The 21,605-nt window shown below is 70.0% G+C and carries 18 protein-coding genes and 2 pseudogenes; 14 read left to right on the top strand and 6 right to left on the bottom strand.

The features are described 5' to 3' along the window. Both ACGFZK_RS09415 and ACGFZK_RS09410 read left to right on the top strand, forming a co-directional pair. Complete coding sequence (locus ACGFZK_RS09415; RefSeq protein WP_393848252.1) at window positions 1-378, top strand: hypothetical protein; 378 nt, start codon at window positions 1-3, stop codon at window positions 376-378. Between the two features lie 545 nt (window positions 379-923). Then, window positions 924-1,907, top strand: coding sequence for a phosphotransferase family protein (locus ACGFZK_RS09410; protein WP_393848251.1), 984 nt, complete (start codon window positions 924-926; stop codon window positions 1,905-1,907). 182 nt (window positions 1,908-2,089) lie between these two features. On the opposite strand, the gene ACGFZK_RS09405 is transcribed toward ACGFZK_RS09410, so the two are convergent. Beyond that, window positions 2,090-2,824, bottom strand: coding sequence for a flavodoxin family protein (locus ACGFZK_RS09405; protein ID WP_393848250.1), 735 nt, complete (start codon window positions 2,822-2,824; stop codon window positions 2,090-2,092). Window positions 2,825-2,966: 142 nt separating this feature from the next. On the opposite strand from ACGFZK_RS09405, the gene ACGFZK_RS09400 reads away from it, so the two are divergent. The 5 genes from ACGFZK_RS09400 (at window position 2,967) to ACGFZK_RS09380 (ending at window position 7,850) form a co-directional block, all read left to right on the top strand. Continuing rightward, window positions 2,967-3,848, top strand: coding sequence for a LysR family transcriptional regulator (locus ACGFZK_RS09400; protein WP_393848249.1), 882 nt, complete (start codon window positions 2,967-2,969; stop codon window positions 3,846-3,848). Window positions 3,849-4,437: 589 nt separating this feature from the next. Then, window positions 4,438-5,319, top strand: coding sequence for a CPBP family intramembrane glutamic endopeptidase (locus ACGFZK_RS09395; protein WP_393848248.1), 882 nt, complete (start codon window positions 4,438-4,440; stop codon window positions 5,317-5,319). 1 nt (window position 5,320) lies between these two features. After that, a complete protein-coding gene (locus ACGFZK_RS09390) occupies window positions 5,321-6,649 on the top strand; it encodes a histidine kinase (RefSeq protein ID WP_393848247.1) in 1,329 nt (442 codons plus the stop codon). Then, a complete protein-coding gene (locus tag ACGFZK_RS09385; RefSeq protein WP_393848246.1) occupies window positions 6,601-7,245 on the top strand; it encodes a response regulator in 645 nt (214 codons plus the stop codon). Before ACGFZK_RS09390 ends, ACGFZK_RS09385 begins: the two co-directional genes overlap by 49 nt. A 398-nt stretch (window positions 7,246-7,643) precedes the next feature. Further along, window positions 7,644-7,850, top strand: a complete 207-nt coding sequence (locus ACGFZK_RS09380; RefSeq protein ID WP_393848245.1) for a DUF6011 domain-containing protein — start codon at window positions 7,644-7,646, stop codon at window positions 7,848-7,850. Window positions 7,851-8,152: 302 nt separating this feature from the next. Here ACGFZK_RS09380 and ACGFZK_RS09375 read toward each other — a convergent pair whose 3' ends face one another. After that, window positions 8,153-9,934, bottom strand: a complete 1,782-nt coding sequence (locus ACGFZK_RS09375; protein ID WP_393848244.1) for a galactose oxidase early set domain-containing protein — start codon at window positions 9,932-9,934, stop codon at window positions 8,153-8,155. Window positions 9,935-10,615: 681 nt separating this feature from the next. On the opposite strand from ACGFZK_RS09375, the gene ACGFZK_RS09370 reads away from it, so the two are divergent. From ACGFZK_RS09370 to ACGFZK_RS09360, 3 genes are all read left to right on the top strand, one after another. Next, window positions 10,616-11,053 (top strand): NfeD family protein, encoded by a 438-nt coding sequence (locus ACGFZK_RS09370; protein WP_393848243.1) that lies wholly within the window; start codon window positions 10,616-10,618, stop codon window positions 11,051-11,053. A 3-nt stretch (window positions 11,054-11,056) separates the two neighbouring features. After that, the gene (locus ACGFZK_RS09365) at window positions 11,057-12,121 is read left to right on the top strand and encodes an SPFH domain-containing protein (protein ID WP_393848242.1); all 1,065 of its coding nucleotides are present in this window, start codon (window positions 11,057-11,059) and stop codon (window positions 12,119-12,121) included. A gap of 673 nt (window positions 12,122-12,794) precedes the next feature. Beyond that, window positions 12,795-13,235 (top strand): hypothetical protein, encoded by a 441-nt coding sequence (locus tag ACGFZK_RS09360; protein WP_393848241.1) that lies wholly within the window; start codon window positions 12,795-12,797, stop codon window positions 13,233-13,235. Window positions 13,236-13,615: 380 nt separating this feature from the next. On the opposite strand, the pseudogene ACGFZK_RS09355 reads toward ACGFZK_RS09360, so the two are convergent. Next, window positions 13,616-13,963 (bottom strand): annotated as a pseudogene (locus ACGFZK_RS09355) (FAD-dependent monooxygenase); the annotation flags it as partial. Between ACGFZK_RS09355 and ACGFZK_RS09350 the strand changes: the two are divergent. Both ACGFZK_RS09350 and ACGFZK_RS09345 read left to right on the top strand, forming a co-directional pair. Further along, window positions 13,942-14,499 (top strand): annotated as a pseudogene (locus tag ACGFZK_RS09350) (SDR family NAD(P)-dependent oxidoreductase); the annotation flags it as partial. The pseudogenes ACGFZK_RS09355 and ACGFZK_RS09350 overlap by 22 nt on opposite strands. A gap of 73 nt (window positions 14,500-14,572) precedes the next feature. Beyond that, window positions 14,573-15,262 (top strand): aspartate/glutamate racemase family protein, encoded by a 690-nt coding sequence (locus ACGFZK_RS09345; protein ID WP_393848240.1) that lies wholly within the window; start codon window positions 14,573-14,575, stop codon window positions 15,260-15,262. Between the two features lie 801 nt (window positions 15,263-16,063). On the opposite strand, the gene ACGFZK_RS09340 is transcribed toward ACGFZK_RS09345, so the two are convergent. The 3 genes from ACGFZK_RS09340 to ACGFZK_RS09330 form a co-directional block, all read right to left on the bottom strand. Beyond that, window positions 16,064-16,762: a hypothetical protein gene (locus ACGFZK_RS09340; RefSeq protein WP_393848239.1), complete on the bottom strand. Its 699-nt coding sequence runs from the start codon at window positions 16,760-16,762 to the stop codon at window positions 16,064-16,066. A 354-nt stretch (window positions 16,763-17,116) separates the two neighbouring features. Continuing rightward, the gene (locus ACGFZK_RS09335; protein ID WP_393848238.1) at window positions 17,117-18,085 is read right to left on the bottom strand and encodes a hypothetical protein; all 969 of its coding nucleotides are present in this window, start codon (window positions 18,083-18,085) and stop codon (window positions 17,117-17,119) included. 722 nt (window positions 18,086-18,807) lie between these two features. Then, entirely contained in the window at window positions 18,808-19,386 is a 579-nt protein-coding gene (locus tag ACGFZK_RS09330) for a TetR/AcrR family transcriptional regulator (protein WP_393848237.1), read from the bottom strand. 90 nt (window positions 19,387-19,476) lie between these two features. Between ACGFZK_RS09330 and ACGFZK_RS09325 the strand changes: the two genes are divergently transcribed. Further along, window positions 19,477-19,923, top strand: coding sequence for an anthrone oxygenase family protein (locus ACGFZK_RS09325; protein ID WP_393848236.1), 447 nt, complete (start codon window positions 19,477-19,479; stop codon window positions 19,921-19,923). Window positions 19,924-20,674: 751 nt separating this feature from the next. Then, entirely contained in the window at window positions 20,675-21,181 is a 507-nt protein-coding gene (locus tag ACGFZK_RS09320; RefSeq protein WP_393848235.1) for a DinB family protein, read from the top strand. The last annotated feature ends 424 nt before the right edge of the window (window positions 21,182-21,605 follow it).

Raw genomic sequence — 21,605 nt, 5'->3', positions numbered from 1 at the left:
ATGACTGAATCTGAGAAGTCCACCAACAGCCGTACGACGTCCCGGAGCTCAGCCAACGGGACCAAGACCCGGACCCAGGCCGCGAGCGCGGCCCGCGACGGAGCGAAGGCGGCTTCCGACACGGCGGGCGGGGCCCTGGGCTCCCTCACCGCCCTCCCCGCGCCGCTGGCGGAGAAGACCGCCGCCGCCGCGAAGGCCGTGCGTGGCACTGTCGGCCGAGCCGGCTGGATCTGGACCGCGGTCCGGGCCCGCAAGGCCATCGCCGCCGGAGCCGCCACCGGCACCGCCGTCGTCGTGACCACCGCCTACACCCTGGGCCGCCGGGCGGGCCTGCGCCGGCGCGGCCCGCTCTCCAGGCTCACCGGCGGCCGCATCTGATCCACAGGGCGGCGAGGGCTCGACGGCAGTCCGGCCTGGAAAGCGTACGGCCGCGAGTGGCCGTACGCTTTCCAGGTTGCCGGGGCCCTGGAGCGCTGGGGCCCATGCAGATGCTCGCTGCTTCACACCCGCCTCGATGAGCCGCTGCTGCCGGGTGGCCGTCCTGCGGCCGGTGCCGATGTCGTGCGGATCGACAGAGCGGTGGCTTTCGTCCGGCTCAACTGCGTTCGTCGGTCGATGCGATGTCACGGGTCGTGCGCACGTTCGGCAACCGGCCTCGCCGGAGCTCTCGCTCGCTTGGGGCATGTCTGTGGCCGGCGGCCAAGTACCACGGCATCGACCTGAAGCCCTGGAGTTCCTGGAGCCCGAGGACCTGGAGGAACTGGTCGCTGCCGGCGAGATCGGGCCGTTCAGCCGAGCTTCGAACCGTTCTGGACGGCGCTGGGCACTCGAGTTGGCGACGGCGACGGAGACGGCCGGCACTCCTTTCACAGGGAAAGACCGGTTCAGGGATGCGTTCGCCGGGCGGCGGATATTCTGGCTCCATGGTTTCGGGCGAGGGGGCCGACGGCCGCGGCGCGGCGTGTGACGCTCAGGGCTGGGGTGCGACGCGGGCCTGGGTGGAGAAAGGGTTGTCCGGGGCGGAGCGCATCGAGAAGGTGGTGCGGCTGCGCGGCGGCTGGACCTCGGAGATGCGGCGCCTGGACCTCTGCGGTCCGGACGGGCGGCGATCGGTCGTCCTGCGGTCCTTCGTCAAGCCCTTCTACGTTCGGCACGCCGAGGGCCTGCTGACCCGTGAAGCGACCATCCTGCGGCTGCTCGGTGACACGGACGTGCCTGCGGCCACGCTCGCAGCGGTGGATGCGACGGCGCAGCACTGCGATCACCCCTCCTTGCTGATGTCCCTGCTGCCGGGGACCGTGCGTCTCGGCGACGAGGGTGCCGACGACCGCGCCGAACTGCTGGCCCGGCAGCTGGTGGATGTCCATCAGCTGCGGTTGTCCAGGCAACAACGGCCCCGCCCCTATCAGGCCTGGGCCTCTCCCGACCGGGTGAGCCCGCCCGCAGCCACCGACCGGGGCGAGCTCTGGCAGCGAGCGGTCGACGTCATCCGCCGGGAGCCGCCGGCCTATCAGGGGTGCTTTCTGCACCGGGACTTCCATCCCGGCAACGTCCTCTTCACCGGCGCGGGCGATGATCTTCGGATCAGTGGAGTCGTCGACTGGGTGGAGACCTCGTGGGGGCCGGCCGACTTGGACGTGGCCCACTGCTCGACGGCCCTTGCCCTGCTGCACGGGGTCCCCGCAGGCATGCGCTTCGCCGATCGCTACGTCGCTGCGGGAGGAACCCTGGCCGAAGACGGCGGTGCCCATCTCTACTGGCGGCTGCTGGACGCGCTGGGCTTCGCCCCGGACGCGGAGAAGGTCGCCGTCCCCTGGCGTGAACTGGGCCGCGTCGACCTGACATCCAGGGTCCTGGCACAAAGGCTGGAGGAATACATCGAGGCCCTCTTCAAGCGGTATGGCTGATACATCCACCAAGGCCTGCGGCAGCGACATCGGCACAGCCTCTCCGGCCGCCGCCGCCGTGCGTGCTGAGGCCGCACGTACGGCGGCGTCCGTGCCGGGACCCGCCCCCGGCCGGCGTCGATGTTCCTGTCCAGTACGCCGACGCCGGTGCGGGGTGGTCTGTCAGGTCAGGTCAGATCAGGTCAGGCGCTGGTCAGTGCCGCCGGTGCGGCGTCCGTCTCCCGGAGGGCGGCCGACAGGGCGCGGGCCTCGTGTTCGGTCATCCGGGGGGTGTCGTACGGCACGGCGTTGACCCAACGCTGAGTCAGCCGGGCGATCCGCTCGCCGTACCGCTCCGCGGTGATCCGGTCGCCGCGCGATCCGGCGCGCTCCGGTCCGTGGTCGGCATGGCTCTGGCTCATCAGACCCAGCCACGAGCCCAGCCGGTTCACATCGTCGCGGGAGCCACCGCTCCAGTTGTTGCCCGGCATGTCGCCCACGCCGACCCACTGCATGCCCATCTGCGCACCGAATACCGCCAGTTGCTCCAGGACCGCCAGCTTGTCGCCGCTCTGTGAGGCGGACATCGTGAACCCTCCGGCCAGCTTGTCCTTCCACGCCTGCGTCGTGAACGGCGTGAACGCCGCCTCCATGAAGGCCTTGAACACCGCCGACACACTGCCCATCAGCGTCGGGCAGCCGAGGACGATCGCATCGGAGCGTTCGAGCAGAGCCAGCACCTCCGCATCGTGCCAACGGCCCGCGTTGACGTCCTCGGGGCGGATCTCGACGAGGTGCACCCGGGTGCCCGGCACCAGCCGCGCCCCGTCGGCGAGGTGCTCGGCCAGGACCCGGGTGTGTCCGTGCACCGAGTGGTAGACCACCGTCACCGTGGCCGGCGGGGCGGCGTGCTCACGGTCAACGTCATTGACTGGCATGTGCGCTTCACTACTTCCGATCGAGGGGAACCCTGCTTGCCCACCCATCACACCTCGCGTACGGCACGGCATCAACGCCGAACTCCGGTAGGCAGCGATCGGTCACACCGATCGATCGAGCTAGTGTGGTCCCGTGGACAGAATGGAACTTGAAGCATTCGTCGCGGTCGCGGAAGAACTCCACTTCGGCCGCGCCGCCGCGCGCCTGCACCGTGGGCAGCCCACCGTCAGCGACGCCGTCAGGCGGCTGGAGAACACCCTGGGCGGGCGGCTGTTCCACCGCACCAGCCGTCGGGTGTCACTGACCGACCTGGGCGAGGCGCTGCTGCCCGACGCCCACGCCACCCTGGCCCAGCTCCGCCGCTTCCAGCAGCGCGGACGCTCCCTGGCCGCCGGCGACCGGACCGGCACCACCCTCGTCGTCGGCCACGCCGAATACACCGGCCACCAGCTGCTGTTGCGCTGCCTGCCGCAGCTGCGCGACCGCTTCCCCGATACGACGATCGTGCCGGAGACCATGCCGACCACAGCCCAGCTCACCGCCTTGCGGGCGGAGACGATCGGGCTGGGCATCGGCTGGGCGACCGGCGACGTCACCGGCGTACGCACGAGGGTGCTGTCCACCGAGAGGTTCATGGCGCTCGTACCGGCGGCCCACCCCCTTGCCGGGCACGCCGAGCTGAGCGCGTCCGAACTGTCCACCACCGCCCTGTTGACCTGGCCCCATCAGATCAACAGCGGCCTCTGCGACCGCCTCCTGTCCGCCTTCCAGATCGGCGGAGCCGACCTGCGCATCATCAGAACCGCCGACGGCGTGGACGCCATCGCCGCTCATGTCGCGGCGGGAACGGGCATCGGCATCACTGTCGAATCGGCACTCGACCACCAGCCACCCGGCCTGCGCATGATCCCCCTCACCGGCCCGTCGACCACCGTCGACCAGGTCGTCCTCACCCCCACCGAGCCGTCGGACACCGCCACGGCTCTACGCGACCTGCTGCTGCAGGCCTCGGAAGTGGCCTGAGGGCATGCCGTCGTCCCGTACGAACTCAGCTAGTCCCGGCCGCCGTTGGCGCCGTCCAGGGCCGTGATGACGGCTCCGCTGTGACGCCGCGCCGTCAGGGTGGCAGGGGTCGCCGGGGCGGGAGCGGTCAGGGCGCGGCCGGCGGCTCGGGTGCCGACGGGCCCGGCGGAGCGGTGATCTCGGCGACCTCACGGCTTCCCGCCGCGAGCAGGTAGGACCGCCCGGAACCCTCAGCGAGAGGTACGCAGGAACCCCCCACCGCGATTTCTCGGCGTCCCCATCCAAGGTCGCCGTTCGATGAAGAAGGCATCCGCCGTGGACTGGGCCACCTACACCGCCGACGTCAGCCGGCGCGGCACACCGTGAACCGGATTGACCTGCCGAACGGGGACGGTTTGACGGCCGCTCGCGTGTTCAACCAGGCAATCAAGAAGCACTCCACCACAACCTGACCCGCCCTCGGGGGGGGTGTACGTGGATACACCCCCTCCGGTACCCACGTGCAAGGACGGCCCCCGACCCCAACCGGCAGAGTCGAACGCGGGGCGTGACAGCCGCGCCCCGTCGATTCACGGGGAGGCCGGGCACCATGCCGGACCACAAGCAGGGCCACAAGCAGGACCAGAACCAGGACCAGGGGCGGCGGCGAACACCGCGCAGCGGATGGGCGGCGCAGACAGCGGTGTTCCTCGCCGTCGCCGTCCTGGCGGCGGGACTGTGCGGAGCCCTCCAGCCGGCGACCGGCATACCACCCGAGGTGCTGCAACTGACCCAGTTCGGCCCCGCCCTCGCCGTCGCGGCCGTGGCACTGCTGTGGCCCGGCCGGATCAGGGATCGGCTCACGGGAACCCTGCCCGCCCGCAGCAAGGGAGCGGCAGACCACGAGGCCCGGCCGCCGTCCGGCAACCGGGCCGCCTTCCTCCTCACCCCCGCCCTGATCGCCGCACTGTCGGCCGGCGGCGCCCTGCTCGCCTCCGGCTCCCTCCCCGTCACCAGCCCCCCAGCCTTCGCACACCCCCTCGCTCTGCTCGTGACGGCCCAACTCATCGGTGCCTGCGCCGAGGAGATCGGATGGCGCTGCTACCTCCAGCCACTGCTGCGCACCCGCTTCGGCCCGGTCACCGCCTCCGTCCTGGTCGGGACGGCCTGGGGCCTGTGGCACGTACCGCCCCTCACCCAGGAGCCGGCCTTCGCGGCCGGATTCCTGACAGCCACCATCGCGATGTCCGTGATCCTCGGCCTGGCCCTGGAACGCGTACGGAGCAACCGGCTCCTCCTCGCGGGCGGCTTCCACACCCTGATCAACCTCGGCATGCTGTTCGTGACGGACGAGGCGTCCCCGGCAACAGGGCCGATGGTGGTCTTCGGTGCCGCCTGCCTCGCCGCAGCCCTTCCGTGGATCGGCTCCGCCCGCCGGCCGGCGACCACGCCGGATAGGATCACCGCCGCAACGGCGAACGAACAGCGCTGACATGACGGAACCACAGGTGGACATGGCACAGGCAGACAGACGTCCCGGCATCAGCCTCAGGGGCGCGCTCGCCGACATCGGCCGCTGCCAGCTGCTCTCGCTCGCCGCGCTCGCCGTCTCCGGGGCCGGCGCCCTCGTGGTCGGGGCGCTGCTCCTCGTGCCCATCGGCATCGGCTTCCGCCTGCTCCCGCCCGCCGCAGCGGCCCTGCGCCGCACCTCCGACCTCTACCGCGACTGGGCCGCCCGCTGGACGGGGACCGCGATCAGCCCACCGCAGCCGCTTCCGTCACGCTCGACCCCACCCGAGGCCGCCACCGGCCGCGACCGACAGGCCCACGCCCTCCTCGGCGACAACGGGTTCTGGCGCGACCTGCGCTGGGCCTGGGCAGAGCCGTGGACAGGCGCACTGCTCGCCGCCATGCCCCTGGCCCTCCTCGAGTACGGCCTCTTCGGCGCGGCCGTACAGCCCTTCGTCTGGCGGCTCCTGGGCGACGGCAACTGGTACGCCTTCATCCTCGTCGACTCCACCCCGACGATGCTCGCCGCGCTCCTGCTCGGCCTCGGATTCATCGCCGCGGGACTCAAGCTGGCCCCCGCCACCCTGCGGCTCCACGCACGCTGGAGCAGACGCCTGCTCGCCGCCCCGCACACCACCGAACTCGTCCGCCGCATCGAACACCTCGCAGGATCCCGCGCCGACATGCTCGACGTCCAGGCCGCCGAACTGCGCCGCATCGAGCGGGACCTGCACGACGGCGCGCAGGCCCGCCTCGTCGCCCTGGGCATGACCCTCGACACGGCCACCCGGCTCCTCGACCGCGACCCCGCGGTCGCCCGCGCCCTCCTGGACGAGGTACGCGCCACCTCCCAAAGGGCTCTCCAGGACCTCCGCGAACTCGTCCACGGCGTCCTACCCCCGATACTCGCCGACCGCGGGCTCGGCGACGCGGTCCGCTCACTGGCCCTCGACAGCCACCTCGACGTGCGCATCGAGACAGCCCTGCCCGGCCGGCTCCCGGCCCCGGTGGAATCCGCCGGCTACTTCGCCGTCGCGGAACTCCTCGCCAACGCCGCCAAACACTCCGGCGCCCCCGAGGTCCACATCCGCCTCAGCCACACCGACGGAGCCCTGCGCGCCACGGTCACCGACGAAGGCCGCGGCGGCGCCGACCCCGACGGAAGCGGACTGCAAGGCGTACGCCGCCGCCTGGACCCCTTCGACGGAACCCTCGTCCTGCACAGCCCGCCGGGCGGCCCGACCACCGCGACCTTGGAGATACCGTGCGCGTCGTCCTCGCCGAAGACCTCTTCCTCCTCCGGGACGGACTGACCCGCACCCTCCAGGAGCACGGATTCGAGGTGATCGCCGCAGTCGACAACGGCCCCGCCCTGCTCAAAACACTCCTCGAAGAACAACCGGACGTCGCCGTCGTCGACATCCGCCTGCCCCCCACCTTCACCGACGAGGGCCTCCAAGCCGCCCTGGAAGCGCGCCGAACCCGGCCGGCGCTCCCGGTCCTCGTACTCTCCCAGTACGTCGACCAGCTCTACGCCCACGAACTCCTCGCCGGAGGCCAAGGCGCCATCGGCTACCTTCTCAAGGACCGGATCACGCACACCACCCAGTTCATCGACGCGGTACGCACCGTCGCCGCGGGCGGTACGGTCATGGACCCGCAGGTCATCGCACGGCTATTGGCCCGCAGCGACGCCCGGGGCACCACCGCCCAGCTGACACCGCGCGAACTGGACGTACTGGCACTGATGGCCGAGGGCCGCTCCAACGCGGCCGTGGCGCAAACCCTGTTCATCAGCGAAAGCGCCGTCGCCAAACACACCGCCGCCATCTTCACCAAACTCCGGATCGAACCGTCCGCAGACGACAACCGCCGGGTACTGGCCGTCCTCGCCTACCTCAAACGGTAGCCCCCGAATCGCTGCGGTTCCTCCCGCAAGGCCGTCATCCGCCCCGCCGAGACCCAAAGGGCGAGCGGGAGCGGACGTCTCCCGAACCGCACGGTGTCGAACGGGCCGCCAGAGGCCGCCGCCCGATGGCGTTCCGTCGTGCGGGCCACCACGGTTTCCGTGCCGCGCCGGCGAGCTTGCTGCCGGTCGGCGCCGCAGCTCACACGAGCTGGGCTAGCCCGGCCCGGATTTCGGGCGCCCCGCACATCCCGTGCGGGGCGCCCGCACAATGTGTTTGACCAGCCCTCAGGTGGGCGCCCCGCAGCACCCCCGCCCTCGCCCCCGCCGACGCGGCCGACGGCGAACAGGGCCGCGCAACGCGGTTCCGGGCCACCGCCGTCCGGGCCCGCGAGCAGGCCGTGAAAGCGGCCGCGATCAGCAACCTGGTTTCCTCCGCCTTCGACGGCGGCCGGTCGACCAGCCGGGCCCTGCCGCCGTCCCCATCGTGTCGGCCGACCAGCGCGGGCCCGTCCTCAACGTGCCGTGAGTGCGGGCGCCCCCTTACCGACGAGCTGTCCCGGCAGGCCGGGTACGGGCCGACCTGCGCCCGCTACGTGCTCATCTGACCCCGGTACGAGGACGGTCCCCGCACACGCTCGTGTGCGGGGACCATCCTGTTCCCGCGTGCCGGCCTGATCGGCAAGACACCTCCTGGCGGCGGCGCCTGCACGTCATCCGGCCGACCAGCTCGTCTCGTGCCGCCCGTGTCGGTCCCGTGGTGGTCCAGTAGCGGACCTTCGGGGACGGGCGGCAAAGGACGGCCTCTCGCGACCATCCCCCTTGCGACGGCCTGGCCGGCGCTGTCGCAAGCTCCGAGCGGGCCGTGCACGGCTGCGTCCGCACGTTGGCGGCCGGTGGAGCATCCCGGTCATCTTTCGCGCGGCGGGACCACCACGATGTTCGTGCCGTACGACGGCAGCCCGAGCGGGTTGCTCCAGCTCCGGAGTGTGAAGAGCAGATAGGGACCTGGGGGCATCACATTGTTGTTCGGCGGCACGGTGATCCGGAGTACGTCGCCGCCCGTGTGCGTGAAGGCCAGCTCGATCAGCCGCTGGCCCGAGTCGAATGCATGGGTGCAGGAACCGCAGCCGACCATGACCACGCGGTCGATCTCGTCCGCGTACGTACTCTCGATGGGCACTGTGGTCCCCGGATACAGCAGGCTGGGCGCCTTGGTGATGTAGGGACGCTCCACCTCAGGCACGGCGTGGTACCACGGCTCGAAAATCTCGATGTCGAGGTTGCGGTAGTCGTCCGCGGGAGGCACCGCATTGACGACTGACTGGGCGGCGTCCTTGTTGGAGCCGGCGGTCCACACGCCGCCGTCCGGCATCAGCAAGGCCACCGAGTGGTAGTTCCGCTCCGTGGCAGCTTCCTCGCCCGGGCCGTCCAGGACGGACCAGGTGTCGGTGTAGGGGTTGTAGACCTCGGGCTTGTGCACGGCCGCGTTGTCCAGCGGAGGCGGTGCGTTGGGGATGTTGAGAGGCTTGTAGTCGATGCCGCCGGTCATCACGATCTCCCCCGTGGGGAGGATCGTGGCGTTCGCGTGGAAGCGGCGCTCGTTCGTGGCGCGCTGTCCTGTCGGACGCCATTGCCAGTTGCCGGGGGCGGCTGTGGGCTTCCACCCGTTGAGGGTGAGACGGTAGGGCGTCCTGTTGGCCCCTCCGCAGATCATCACTTCGGCGGTGTAGGTCTTGGGCTTGTTCCGGCTCGCCTCGTTCGCGGGTTTCTCCCCCAGGGGAAGCAGCACGGAGGTGGAACTGTAGCCGCCGTAGTCCACCGGTGCGTCGTCTGCAGTGGGAAACAGTGCGACAGCGGTGAACTTCCCGTTGAACGGTCCCACGTCCGGCTGGAAGCTGAACGTCGTGGGCGGCCGCGAGTCGTCCGTCTGTGCCTGCAGCCGCTCGGGAAGCCGTTCCCTGGGGTAGTACGTCGGGTTGGAGCAGAGGATGTCGCCGGATGGCAGGAGGTGGACCCGCGGGTACAGCGGCTGTGCGTGTTCGAGGTAGTACGCGTGAGCGGAAGGATTGCTGTACGGCGCGAGGAGACGCCAGGTTCCCTGGGGTTCCGGCTTGCGGGTGAACACCTCGGGAATGTCGTTGTTGTGGTTGAGGTCGCTCGGACCCGGATGCCCGGAGAAGGCGATGACGTCACCGCTGGGCAGCGTGAGGAGGGTCGGGTACCAGCGTCCGCCGGTCCGCCCGCGGGCGGGGTGGGGATCCTCCGTGTCCGGCCCCTTGACCATGCCACTGATGTTCATCCGGGTCACGGACTGCCAGTCCCATCCACCGCTCCCCGTCGCGAAGTCGGGCGAACTGAAGACGGCTGCGTCACGCAGTCCGGGAAAGTGGTGTTGGTGGAAGCCGGTCTGCTTCAGAAAGCGTTCGGTTCCGCCGGCGACGAGCATCTTCACGACATTGACGGCACCGAGGAAAGCGTGACCGGAGCAGAAGGAGTCGAACGGTGGCGACGGCAGGGTCTTCACCACGAACGATCCGCAGTCGAAGAGTCGCGTGGCATCGAACGCGTGGACCTCGTTCTGCTTCCCACTGTGCTGGTCGCCACCGAAATAGAGAATCTTCCCGAATCCGACGTATGCCGCGTGCACGGCAAGGATTTCGGCGTGTTCCGCGAGACGTTTCCAAGGCATGCGCACTCCCGGGCCAGGAACCAGGGACATCAGCATGCCTGTGTGGGAGCCGGGATCGGGGTAACGACCTGCCGGCAGTCAGGTGACGCCGGGGCCAGGGCCGCAAGGAGGCAGGGACGACCCGGTGCGGGCCGGGCGCCCCGGGGAGGCGGTTGCGAAGCTTTGAGCGCCCACGCCGCCCGAGCCTGTGGCGACCACTACTGGCTCGTCTCCACCCGGCTCGCCGAAGAGGTCTTCGCGCACCTCACCGCACCCGACGTGGTGATCTTCCTGAGGATCAGCGCCCGCGAAGCACTGCGCCGCAAAGGCTCGTTCAGCCGGGGACCGGCACTCGGAGAGCGGCAGTCAGGACTGGGACAAAGCCTCCAGCACCTCATATGCGCCTACCTGAGTGAGGCTCCGCAGGGAAGCCGCAGCCGTCCTCGCCTCCGACCTCCACGCAGCGACTACTGTGTGTGACGAGTCTGGAGAGCCGCTCGCGGAATACGTGATAAGGCCGTCCTCTCCCCACGCGAGGCTGGCGCGTGCTGCAACCTGGCACTGCATTTCGTCCCGGACGGCCGACCTTCCGACGCTGCGGCGTCCGCCGAACTGGACGGCTGGTTCTCGGCACAATTATCGGGGTAAAACTCACAAAAGGTTCAGTTGGCGCTCTCCTTCACTCACGAGGAGGCGAAAGGCATGGAGCCCTGGCTGGTCTGGCTGATCGTCGCTCTGGTCCTGGGGGCGGTGGAGATCGTCACTCTCACCGCCGCGCTCGGGCTGCTGGGCGGCGCAGCGCTGGTCACAGCCGTATTCGCTGCTGTCGGGTTGCCCCTGCCCTGGCAGTTTCTGGTGTTCGCGGTCGTGTCGGCGGTCGGCGTGGTTTTCGTCCGCCCAGTGGCGCTTCGTCGCCTGTCTTCACCGCCGGACGGGGACGGGCGCTTCGGTGTCGACGCCCTCGTCGGCGAGGCCGCCTACGTGACATCGGAGGTGTCGAAGCTGGGCGGCAGAGTCCGTATCGGTGGTGAGGAGTGGACGGCGCGTGCCTACGACGAGACGTTGGTGATCCCTCCCGGTACGGCCGTCGATGTCATGGAGATCAAGGGCAGCACCGCGCTCGTCTATCCCCGGGAGTGAGCCATGGACACCTTCCTCATAGCCGGTCTGCTCGTCGCGGTGCTCGCCGTGTTCACCGTGGTGCGAGCGGTACGAATCGTCCCCCAGGCCCGCGCACGCAACGTCGAGCGGCTCGGCCGCTACCACCGCACCCTGAAGCCCGGACTCAACGTCGTCATCCCCTACGTCGACCGCGTCTATCCGGTGATCGACCTGCGTGAGCAGGTCGTCTCCTTCAAGCCGCAGCCGGTCATCACGGAGGACAACCTGGTCGTCGAGATCGACACCGTCCTGTACTTCCAGGTCACCGACCCGCGCGCGGCGGCCTACGAGATCGCCAACTTCCTCCAGGCGGTGGAACAGCTGACGGTCACCACGCTGCGCAACGTCGTCGGGTCCATGGACCTGGAGAAGACCCTGACCTCGCGGGACACCATCAACAACCAACTCCGCGGGGTCCTTGACGAGGCCACCGGAAAGTGGGGGCTCCGGGTCAACCGGGTGGAGATCAAGGCCATCGACCCGCCTCAGTCCATCAAGGACGCGATGGAGAAGCAGATGCGGGCGGAGCGGGACAAGCGCGCCGCCATCCTCGGGGCCGAGGGGCAGCGCCAGTCCCAGATCCTCACCGCGGAAGGCGACAAGCAGTCCGCCGTCCTGCGCGCCGAGGGCAACCGGACCGCCGAGATCCTCAAGGCGGAGGGGCAGTCACGGGCCATCGACGAGGTCTTCCAAGCCGTCCACCGCAACGACCCCGACCCCAAACTGCTCGCCTACCAGTACCTCCAAGTGCTCCCCCAGCTCGCGCAAGGCCCGGGCAACACGTTCTGGGTGATACCCGGCGAGGTCACCTCCGCCCTCCAGAACGTCACCCGCGCCTTCACCGAATCCCTTCCCCAGTCCGCAGCCACCCGCGAGGCGTCCTCGGACGACTTGGCCGTCCAGGCCGCGAAGGACGCGGCGAAAGCCGCGGAAGCCGCCGCAGAAGCCCTCGCCGACGCCGCCGAGGCAGACAGCGGGGCCGCAGCGCAGTCCCGGACCGCAGGGCGCGGCGCTGGGGCCGCACCGGCGTCCGGATCACCGAGCTGAGTCCACCCTTCCCGCATCGCGACGAGTCCGCGCGGAACACAAGGTCGGCGTCGGCCCCGGCGAGCCCCCTCTTTGGTCGCGGGGGCTCCGGCGGGGTTGGCCGGTCGGCGGGGCGGCGAGCAGGGTGAGGCGGCCGGTTCGGCTGATGGATGGGTGGTGGTTCCGGCCGGGCGAGGCCTGACCTGCATGAGGGGCAAGCCGGGCGCGGGTAGAGCAGCCCGATGGTGACGGCGGCGCCACCACGCAGCGTCAGCCCGCCACGTCCCGCCCCATCAGCAGCTCACCGCCATCCGGACCGGGGCCCGGGTCGCCGTTGTGGTGCGCACGGCGGCAGGCGCCCGGGTCAGCCCCCCTGCCGAGCGGCCCCGTACTGCTTTCGGTGGATCCCGGCGCGTGCGCGGCCTGGTCCGGGCAGCCTGGACGTCGTCGTGGGGCCGGCCTAGTCGGGGACGGCAGGGATGGGCTGGCCGTGGTGGACAGGGTGCTGAAGGCGTTGGGGCCCCGCACACGGGGTCGGTGGGGCCGCTGTTGGCAGACGGCAGTGAGCCGGTCTGCCCGTGCCACGCCTGTGTCCTTGCACGCCAGTCGGTCAGGTGTCGCAGCGCTGTAGGGGGGAGAGACGTTGGCGGGGCCTTGGTGCGTGGGTGGTGGCCGGGCAGGCTAGTTTGCTTGGATGACTCTCCTTGATGATGTGGCCGAGCGCGACGGCTGGCGGTGCTGGGTGTGTGACGAGCCGGTCGACCCCGACGAGTCGGTGAACGATCCGCGGGGGCCGAGTGTCGACAGTCGGACCGCCGACCGGAAGGCCAAGGTCGCCGAGCGGCTCGCGCACCGTGGGTGCAATACCCGCAAGGGTGCGGTCAAGGTGGTCATCGCCTGGCCGGAGCGCCTGTATGTAGTGGAACCCGCTCCGCTGATCGCCGTTGCCGACAGGCTGGAGCGCAAGGGGGGCCGCGAGATGGTGGGCCGTTGTCCGACCAGGAAGGACGCCCAGGAGGCGGCGGACTGGCTGGTGGACCGGTTCTCCCGACTGGTACCGGGGCTGCCGGTAACCGCCGGCATCGAGGCGGGCGGCGGCCAGTTCCTCGTCATCCTGGCCACCGGCCGCCGCTGATCGGGGCTCACCCGCGCACACTCGCATCGAGATGGTGGTCAGCTGACCTTCCAAATGTATTTGAACACGATCGCGTCGATCACCTGCCGGTGATCCCGCCACCGTCCACCCCGCCGGGGCGTCCGGTCCGGCAGTAACGGCTCGATGCGTGCCCGGCGCATCGGGACGGTGCGAGGTAAGAGCCGCCGGGAGGACCAGCCGATGAGTGCGCAGCCCGACCACGTACCCCTTCCGCCGTACGCGCCCGCGCCCGGCGCGCCGGCCGGGGCGAGGACGTGCGCATCACGTCCGTGGGCGGGCTGTCCATCGTCTACTGGCTCAACCAGCCCCTGCGCCGCCCGTCCGTCCTCGACATCGTCCTGCTCGGCCGGCCGCCACCGCTAGCCACCCGCAACAGAGCCTCTTTCCCCGCGCTCCTTCCCGGTGATGCTGTCGAACAGGGCGCGGGCGGTGTTGCCGTCGGCGTCGCCCCCGTGGACCTCGGCACCGTCGAAAGTGACGACCTCGCTGCTGCGGAGGAACATGGCCTGCTCGTACTCGGTGAGTGCGGCCTCGATGTCATCCGGGTGGGCGGCGAGGGCCCGGCCGAGTTCGGCGCCGTCGAGCATGGCGAGGTTGGCGCCTTCACCGTTCGGCGCCGCGAGGTGGGCGGCGTCGCCCAGCAGGGTCACACCCGGCACCGGGTCCCACCGGTGCCCGGTCGGCAGTGCGTAGTGGGGACGCAGGACCTGCCGCCTGCCGCCTGCCGCCTGCCGCCTGCCGCCTGCCGCCTGCCGACGGCAGCGTCTTCCTGGTCACCGGCGGCAACGCCGGCATCGGGTACTTCGTCGCGGAGCAGCTGTCGGCAACCGGAGAGACCGGTGTCCTCGGCAGCCGGAATCCCGCGAAGGCCGACGCCGCCATGGCCTCGATACGTGTACGTGTCGCCGGTGCGCGGGTGCGGGCCGTCCGGCTGGACCTCGCAGACCCCTCGTCGCTGCGATCTGCGGCGAAGTCGCTGGGGGTGGAATGCCCCGACGCAGTGGTCCACAACGCCGGTGTCGCGCTCGACGCCGGGCCGCGCAGGGAGACGGACGACGGTCACGAGCCGGCCGCCCGCGTCGTGACCACGGGGAGCTTCGCGGCGAAGTCGGAACGGCTCGACCTGGACGACCTGCAGTCCAGGGAAGGACTACCGGCCCAAGCGCTCCTCGGACGCTCCAAGCTGGCGCAGATGTACTTCGGTGTGGAACTCGACCGCCGCCTGCGCGCCATCGGCAGCACGGCGACCCCCTAGTCAAAGTAATCCTTATGGATGATGCGTGCTGCTAGGGTTCAGACTTATGGATGGCATCTCGATGAAGACGATCGGCCTGCTCGGCGGGATGAGCTGGGAGTCGACAGCCGAGTACTACCGGCTGCTGAACGAGTTCACCCGCGAACGTCTCGGCGGACTGCACTCGGCGCGCTGCGTGCTGTACTCCGTGGACTTCGCGGAGATCGAACAGCTTCAGGTGCAGGGGCGCTGGGACGAGGCGGGCCACGTGCTGGCGGCGGCCGCCCGGTCGTTGGAGGCCGCGGGAGCGGACCTCGTACTCCTGTGCACCAACACGATGCACAAGGTCGCCGACCAGGTGCAGGCGGCCGTCACGGTTCCTTTGCTGCACCTCGCCGACGCCACCGCGGAGGCGGTACGGGCCCAAGGTCTGCAACGGGTCGGCCTGCTGGGCACGGCTTTCACGATGGAACAGGATTTCTATCGGGGGCGGCTCGCGGCGGGTGGACTGGACGTGTCCGTACCGGATGTCGACGGGCGCGCCCTGGTGCACCGGGTGATCTACGAGGAGCTGTGCCTCGGCGTCGTGAGGGAGGACTCCCGGACCGCGTACCGGGAGGTCATCGCGGGCCTCGTGGCGGCCGGCGCCCAGGGGATCGTCCTCGGCTGCACCGAGATCGAGCTGCTGGTGGGCGCCGACGACAGCCCGGTGCCGGTCTTCCCCACCGCACGTATTCACGCGGCGGCCGCCGTGAACGCCGCGCTCAGCTAGCGGCGCGCGACCAGCGGCTGCCGAACAGTGAGGCGTGGACGGGGGTCGTGCCGGCCGAACTGCTGCCAACGGAGTCTGCGCCTGGCGAGAGGCACTCGTCGTCATCCGTCAGCGACAGGTAGGTTGTGCCACCGGTGACCGCAGCCGGCGGCGTTCGAGCGTGGCGGTCAGCCGGTCGCGCCACATGGCCTCGTCGCGCAACTCGGCGCGCCGTTCGTGGTCGACATCAGCAGGTAGGCAGGCTCCGGTCCACCGGCGCCGGCCGTGAACTCCCAACAGAACCCGGCTGCTTCCTCCGCAGCGAGGTGAAGCAGGCAGCCGAAGGCCACAGCACCTGCGGTGGACGGGCCGCAGTCGTCGGCGAACAGCGCAATGTCGAGGCTGGCCTTGGGGTTCAGGACGACACTGACGGGCAGTGCAGACCGGCGTCGTCAGCCCCGGAAGTCAACACTGCGGCTGCGTCCGACAGACATGGGGCTGGCCGCAGAGGCTGGGCGGTCATCACGTGACAGTTCGAATGGGCCTGGAGGGCGTAAGTCACTGGTGGGTGTACGTCATTCCCGCCCGTTCGGACCGGTGCGTCTTGGGTCCTTCCGGGGAACGCGGGGTTGGTGAGGATCGGCCTCAGGGCCTCGATCGGTGCGGCGTCAGGCGGCGGCGCGGCTTCGACGAACTGGTTGGCTTTGTCTCCGTGAGCCAGCAACGTTCGCTTTCAGCGCTGACAACGGCCTGACGGTGCCTGGAAGCGCTCCGGTGTTCGCAGGTCGCCGCTGCGTGTGAAGGCTGGATCGTTCCGTGGGGTCACGGGGTGGGCCAGGCACCGAGGGCTCGGGACAGACGGTCGCTTTGGTCACGGGTGATGCCTTGGGCGAGCCGGGTTCCACACCGCGGGCTGCCCGGCTCGTCGCAGTGCAGGATGCCAGGGAAGTGGTCCTGGCCCCCGGAGAGTGGGGAGACGGTGGGCAGCTCCCACCCCGCCGGCTCCCACAGGGGGTGGTCCTGGAGAAGGGCTTGCGCCAGCCCGGGAGCTCCATCGGAGGCGACGCCCACTTCGATGAGCGCGTCGGAGATCAGCCCCGTCGCCTCGGCGGGCAGGTCGGCATCGCCGAGTGCGGGCAGCAGGAGCAGCAGCCGGACAGGGAGTAACTGGACGCCAGGAGCGCGAGGATCGGGTGTGCCGGCGATGTGTGTGAGCTCCCGCCAGGACAGCCCTGGGCCCGCCTGGTGTCCGTCGATCGTCGCCAGGTAGCCGTGCCGGTCCCACTCCTGGTGGGAGACGAAGTACTCCGTCCCCGCGTCGTCGGCGAGGTTGCGGCCCAGAACGATCGCGGTATGGCCGCCGCCGAACGGGATCCGGAAGACCGGCCATTGCTCCTCGCCGGTCAGGGCCTCGTACGCCGCGTCGGTATCGGCCTCGTCGGCACCGAACCATCCCGGCTCCGGTGACTGCCAGCTGCCTCCGACCGGCCCGGTACCGCACGGAGACCGCCTTGGGCACACCTTGCCACCGGACGCGTTCCTACTTCTCGTCGACATCGCGAGCGGCTGTGATCCCGGACGCTCTCGAAAGCCGACGATAATCGTTCCCAGTGAGTTGTGACCTACGCAGCCAAACTGGTGGATGTTAAGCGACGACCTCGTCGCCAAGGATGGCGTGGCGACAGGCACGACAGGCCATGGGGATTCCTCCCTCCCGTGATGGCCCGGCTACGGCGTAGCCGGGCCTCCCGGTGTTCTGCGGGGTCAGGGGGCATGCAGCCCCATGCCGCGCTGGCGCAGGTCGACGGCGAGGGTCACCTGGTGCAGCACCGAGCGGGAGAGCCGGTCGAGCCGGGTGACCTTCAGCGTGCGCCTTCACGTACCAACTGAAGTACGAGGTCCAGCTGCGGCCGGGTTCCTGGGTCGGAGATGGTTGAGCCGCTTGCGGATGTCCTCCACCTGCTTGCGGTGGCCGGCGTTGGTGGCCAGGCCCTCGGCGAGAGTGATCGCCTCGGCAAAGGGGTAGCGCGCGTTGGGTAGATCTCCCGCAGTCCCAAGGTTTCCGGCGATCCCGCAGACGGCGTCGTGGATCCCCCCGATGACCGCGACCCGGGTGCTTGCGCGCCCGACAAGGCTGATCACCCGGTCGAATTGTTCGGCAACCGCGTACAGAGCGGCCAGCGTGCGCAGCGCGTTCTGGGTCGGCGTAGCCGGGTCGATCACCGCCGCGACCCGCTCGCGCAGGCTGTCGGAATCATCGGTGTCGAGGCTGTATGCGACCAGCGCCCAGCGTGCACCATCGGCTGGGGCGACCCGGTGGTAGCGGCGACCGTGCTCAGGGGAGGCCAGCTCGCTGATGATGGTGTCGAGAATCGGCGTGATGTCGGTGTGCCCGTGGATGTTGCGGACCATGTGCATGGCGGAGTGACGAACGGCCAGTTCTTCCTGTCCGAGGCCGTCGAAGAGCGCGAACAGGCATGGCACCGACAGCGGGAGGCGAAGATCGATGCGGTGGACCTCCGACGGAGCCACCTGCCGCAGGCGGCGAACGAGGTTTGGATCGTCGGTACGGCACGCGTGGATCAGCAAGGCTCTGGCGATGTTGTGGCGGTTTTCCCCGCACAGATGAGCAGGCTCGGTCGGCTCGTTGATGAATGCCTGCGGGTCGCCCAGCAGGTCGACCAGCTTGTCGGTGTCATCCGGGGCTACCGCCGCTCCGGCGTGCACCGCCCTGACGACGCCGCGCGCTTGGTCGCGCACATAGAGCGCGCTCGGGCCGCCATATCCCTCGAGCAGCAACTCATCGGCAAACACGCATTCGGAAGTGGGTAGGGTGCTGGTCACTGCATGACCCTATGGCATGGGAATCAAGCCGAACTTCGTGATCGCTACCGCGCCCGGGTCCCGCTCCAGTGAGGCGAGCAGCGCTGTGCCGTCCTCGTTGCCTTCAGGCACCGGCGCCAGCAGCCGACCAACGCACACCTCACCGAGACGCTCGATGGTTCGCGCGCAGCACGCCCGCTCCCACCGGTTTCGTGCCGCCACCAGGGATCTTCTCGACACGGGTGCGGCCGGGCGGCCCGATCCGTTCGACACGGCACTGCATCAGCCGGATTCGATCGCGGCCCGTGCGGCCGGGCCAAATCCGAAGACAGCCGAGCATCACCGCCGACGGAATGCGCCTCCATGTCGGCGAGGGCGGACGCCGGCTGGGAGGAGACCGCCAGCCAGGGCATCGGCCTGTGACCGCCGCCTGCCCGGTCGGCTCCCTCGTCGCGGAACAGCGGCGCCACCGGGGCAGAACGCCGTCGGCCGCTGCGCGCTGACGAGCCAGAGGGGCTGCGGGCCCCGGCCGGAACGGCGCCAACAGGTCGGCGGGCACGAGACAGGCGGCCCGCACGCGCGCGGAGAGGCCGCCGTCCAGCTGCTCAGAGGCAGCCACACCTGCCGGTCATCAGGCTCAAGCACCAGGGGCTCGTCCGCGACCTCGGCGATCCATGCCAATGCCGCGGGCAGGGCAGCCGGTACCCGAGGACCCCGGCTGCCCTGCCCGCCGCGATGGTGTGTCAGAGCATGGCGAGCCGGTCTACCAGCAGCTCCACCCTCCGCTCGGTGTCCTCCGGCGGCAGCCGTCCCGCTCGGGTCAGGGTGGCCAGCCCGTGCAGGGCCGCCCAGAACACCTCGGTGAACAGTCCCGGGTGGACGCCGTCCCCGGCGACCTCGCCAAGGTTCTCCAGCAGGGCGGCGAAGGCGTCCTTCAGAGGCTCCGGGGTGTCCTCGTGCGCGAACGCCAGACCGCCGTCGAGCCGGAACATGGCGTCGTAGACCGCCGGGTTGCCTTCGGCGAAGTCGAGATAGGCGCGGGCCAGGGCGGCGACCCGGGCGCGCGGGCCGTCCGCGGTGCGGGTCGCGGCTCTCAGCGCCGCGGCCATCTCGGCGGCGCCTTCGAGGGCGACTGCGCCGATGATCTCCCGCTTGCCGCGGAAGTGGCTGTAGAGGACGGGCTGGCTGTACTCGATGCGTTCGGCGAGCCGACGGGTGGTGACCGCGTCCCAGCCCTGCTGCTCGGCGAGTTCGCGGGCCGTCGCCACGATGAGGCGTTCGCGGCCCGCCCGTTCGCGCTCCTTGCGTTCTTGTACCGACATGATTCGATCCTAGCATCGCTAGACAATCGAGCGGCAGTAGTACTAGCGTTGCCTCACTACCTAGCAACGCTAGAAATTCGGAGGGTCATCATGCTCACCGCACTTGAGGTCTTCACCACCGTGGTCGTCGGCGTGATGGTGGGGGTGGAGTTCTCCGTCGCCTTCGTCATCAACCCGATTCTCAACGCGCTCCCCGGCGACAGTGGCCAACTCGGCCGCGCCCACGGGGGCCGGATGCTCGGCGCCGTGATGCCGGTCTGGTACATCACGTCGCTCGTCCTCGTCGCGGCCTGGGCCATCGCCGGATGGCACCACCACGGCACCGGCCTCGTCGTCACCGCCGGCGCGCTGCTGATCCTCAGCGTGATCATGTCGATCCTGCTGCTCGTCCCGATCAACAACCGGAGCAAGACGTGGACCCCCGAGAACCGGCCCGCCGACTGGAAGCAGCAGACGAACCGCTGGGACCGCTACCACTACGTCCGCGTCGCCGTCATCATCGCCGCCTTCGCCCTGCTGGTCGCCGCCCTCGTCTGACCCCGCGGGCCGACACCGCGCACGCGGCGCACCATCCCCACTCCCGGGGCGGCAGCGGGCCACCGAAATCCCAACATCCGGGAATGCAGCCGCCGCTCAGAACCCGCAACTGCGATCGCGACGAACTCTGGTGTCGGTCGCCTGTCCCGCGGTCACGGGAGGGGCGCGGGCCGCGGGACCCATGGGTGACGCGGCCCGCGCGTGGGGCGTGCTGAGGAGTCCGTGCAGGTCAGAACGCGAGAAGGAGCCCTGCGGGCGCGACTTCCACGACCCATCGGCTTCGCCGATGAACACAGACGCGCTTAGCGCGGCGACTTGCTCTGTGCTCGAGCCGCCCCTGAGGCCGGAGAGAGTACGGGCGACAAGCGCGGGGAAGCTGCAGTCGAAGTCAGCAGCGGGGGTGCGGCCGGTGCGCCAGATCTCCGGGAAGCGGGAAGCGGGAAGCGGGAGGCGGGAGGCGGGAGGCGGGAGGCGGCGAGGTCGAGGTGGAGGGGCAGGCCGTGGGAGCGGGCGGGTGATCGCGAACGAATGTCGGCGCCGATGCGGGGCTGGTTGTCCTGGACCAGGCGGCGGTGGACCCTCGCAGGCTCGGGGGAGAGGTCACTAAGGGCCTGCCCGGCGGATCATGCCGGACAGGCCGCCGACGCTGAATCGCTGTCGCGACCCTCCGGACAAGGAGCTGGGTGGGGCAGGTTGGGCCCGGCGTTAAATGCCTCGACATCAGTCGCGGTGATCGGGGACGCTTCGCGCGATGACCAGAATCGACGACACGCCGCCCGCGTGGGACGAGCGCACCCAGCTCACCACGTTCCTCGACTACACACGTGACACCGCCCGCGCCAAGTGCGCCGGCGTCTCCGCGGAGAACGCACGCAAGGCAATCCTGCCGGGCTCACCGCTGATGACCATAAGCGGAGTGATCAACCACCTCCGCTGGGTCGAGTACTACTGGTTCCAAGTGGTCTTCCTCGGCGAGGAAGACCGGGGCCCCTGGACCGAGGAGGACCCCGACCGCGAGATGCGTATCGCCGTCGACTTCCCGCTCACGCAGTTGCTCGACGAATACGCCGAACAGAGCGCCCGCTACCGCGAACTGGTCGCCGCGAACGGCCTGGAAAACCAGGCCAAGCGAGCCGTCCGCACCGGCCTCCTCGTCGATCTGCGCTGGATTCTCCTCCACCTCACCGAGGAGACAGCCCGCCACAACGGCCACCTGGACATCCTGCGCGAGATGCTCGACGGTACGACCGGCGACTAGGGCCTGTGTCGAAGGCATGGACGGGCCGCACGATGTGATGTCCAGGTCCGGCCCGTCCGTCCGCCGCTAGAGGTCGAGTTGGTACTGGTGGCCGCTCGCAATCTCGATGGCCTCCTCGGGCGTCTGTGTGAACTCCAGGCTCGCAGACTTAGGCACGCACGCTTCGACGCCCAGAGCCTGGGCCGACAGGTTCCGGCCCAGACAGTCGTCTGGGTTCGGGCCTTGACGGCGCTCTTGCGGACTACTCGCAGAGTACGGATCGCTTCCCCGGTCCCGTTTCTGGCCTGGCTTTGGGCGTGCCGCCGGCCCGGCCGGAGAGGACCGCGGTGGCGGCGCCGTAGGCGTCGATGGGGTCGGACTTGCCGTTGTTTGTCCCGTCTGGCTTCGCGGTCCGGGCGGTCCACTTCGATGACCGTGATGCCGT

It is taken from the genome of Streptomyces sp. NPDC048257 (assembly GCF_043201855.1).
Classification (GTDB): domain Bacteria; phylum Actinomycetota; class Actinomycetes; order Streptomycetales; family Streptomycetaceae; genus Streptomyces.
This window is presented reverse-complemented; position numbering and strand designations above follow the sequence as displayed.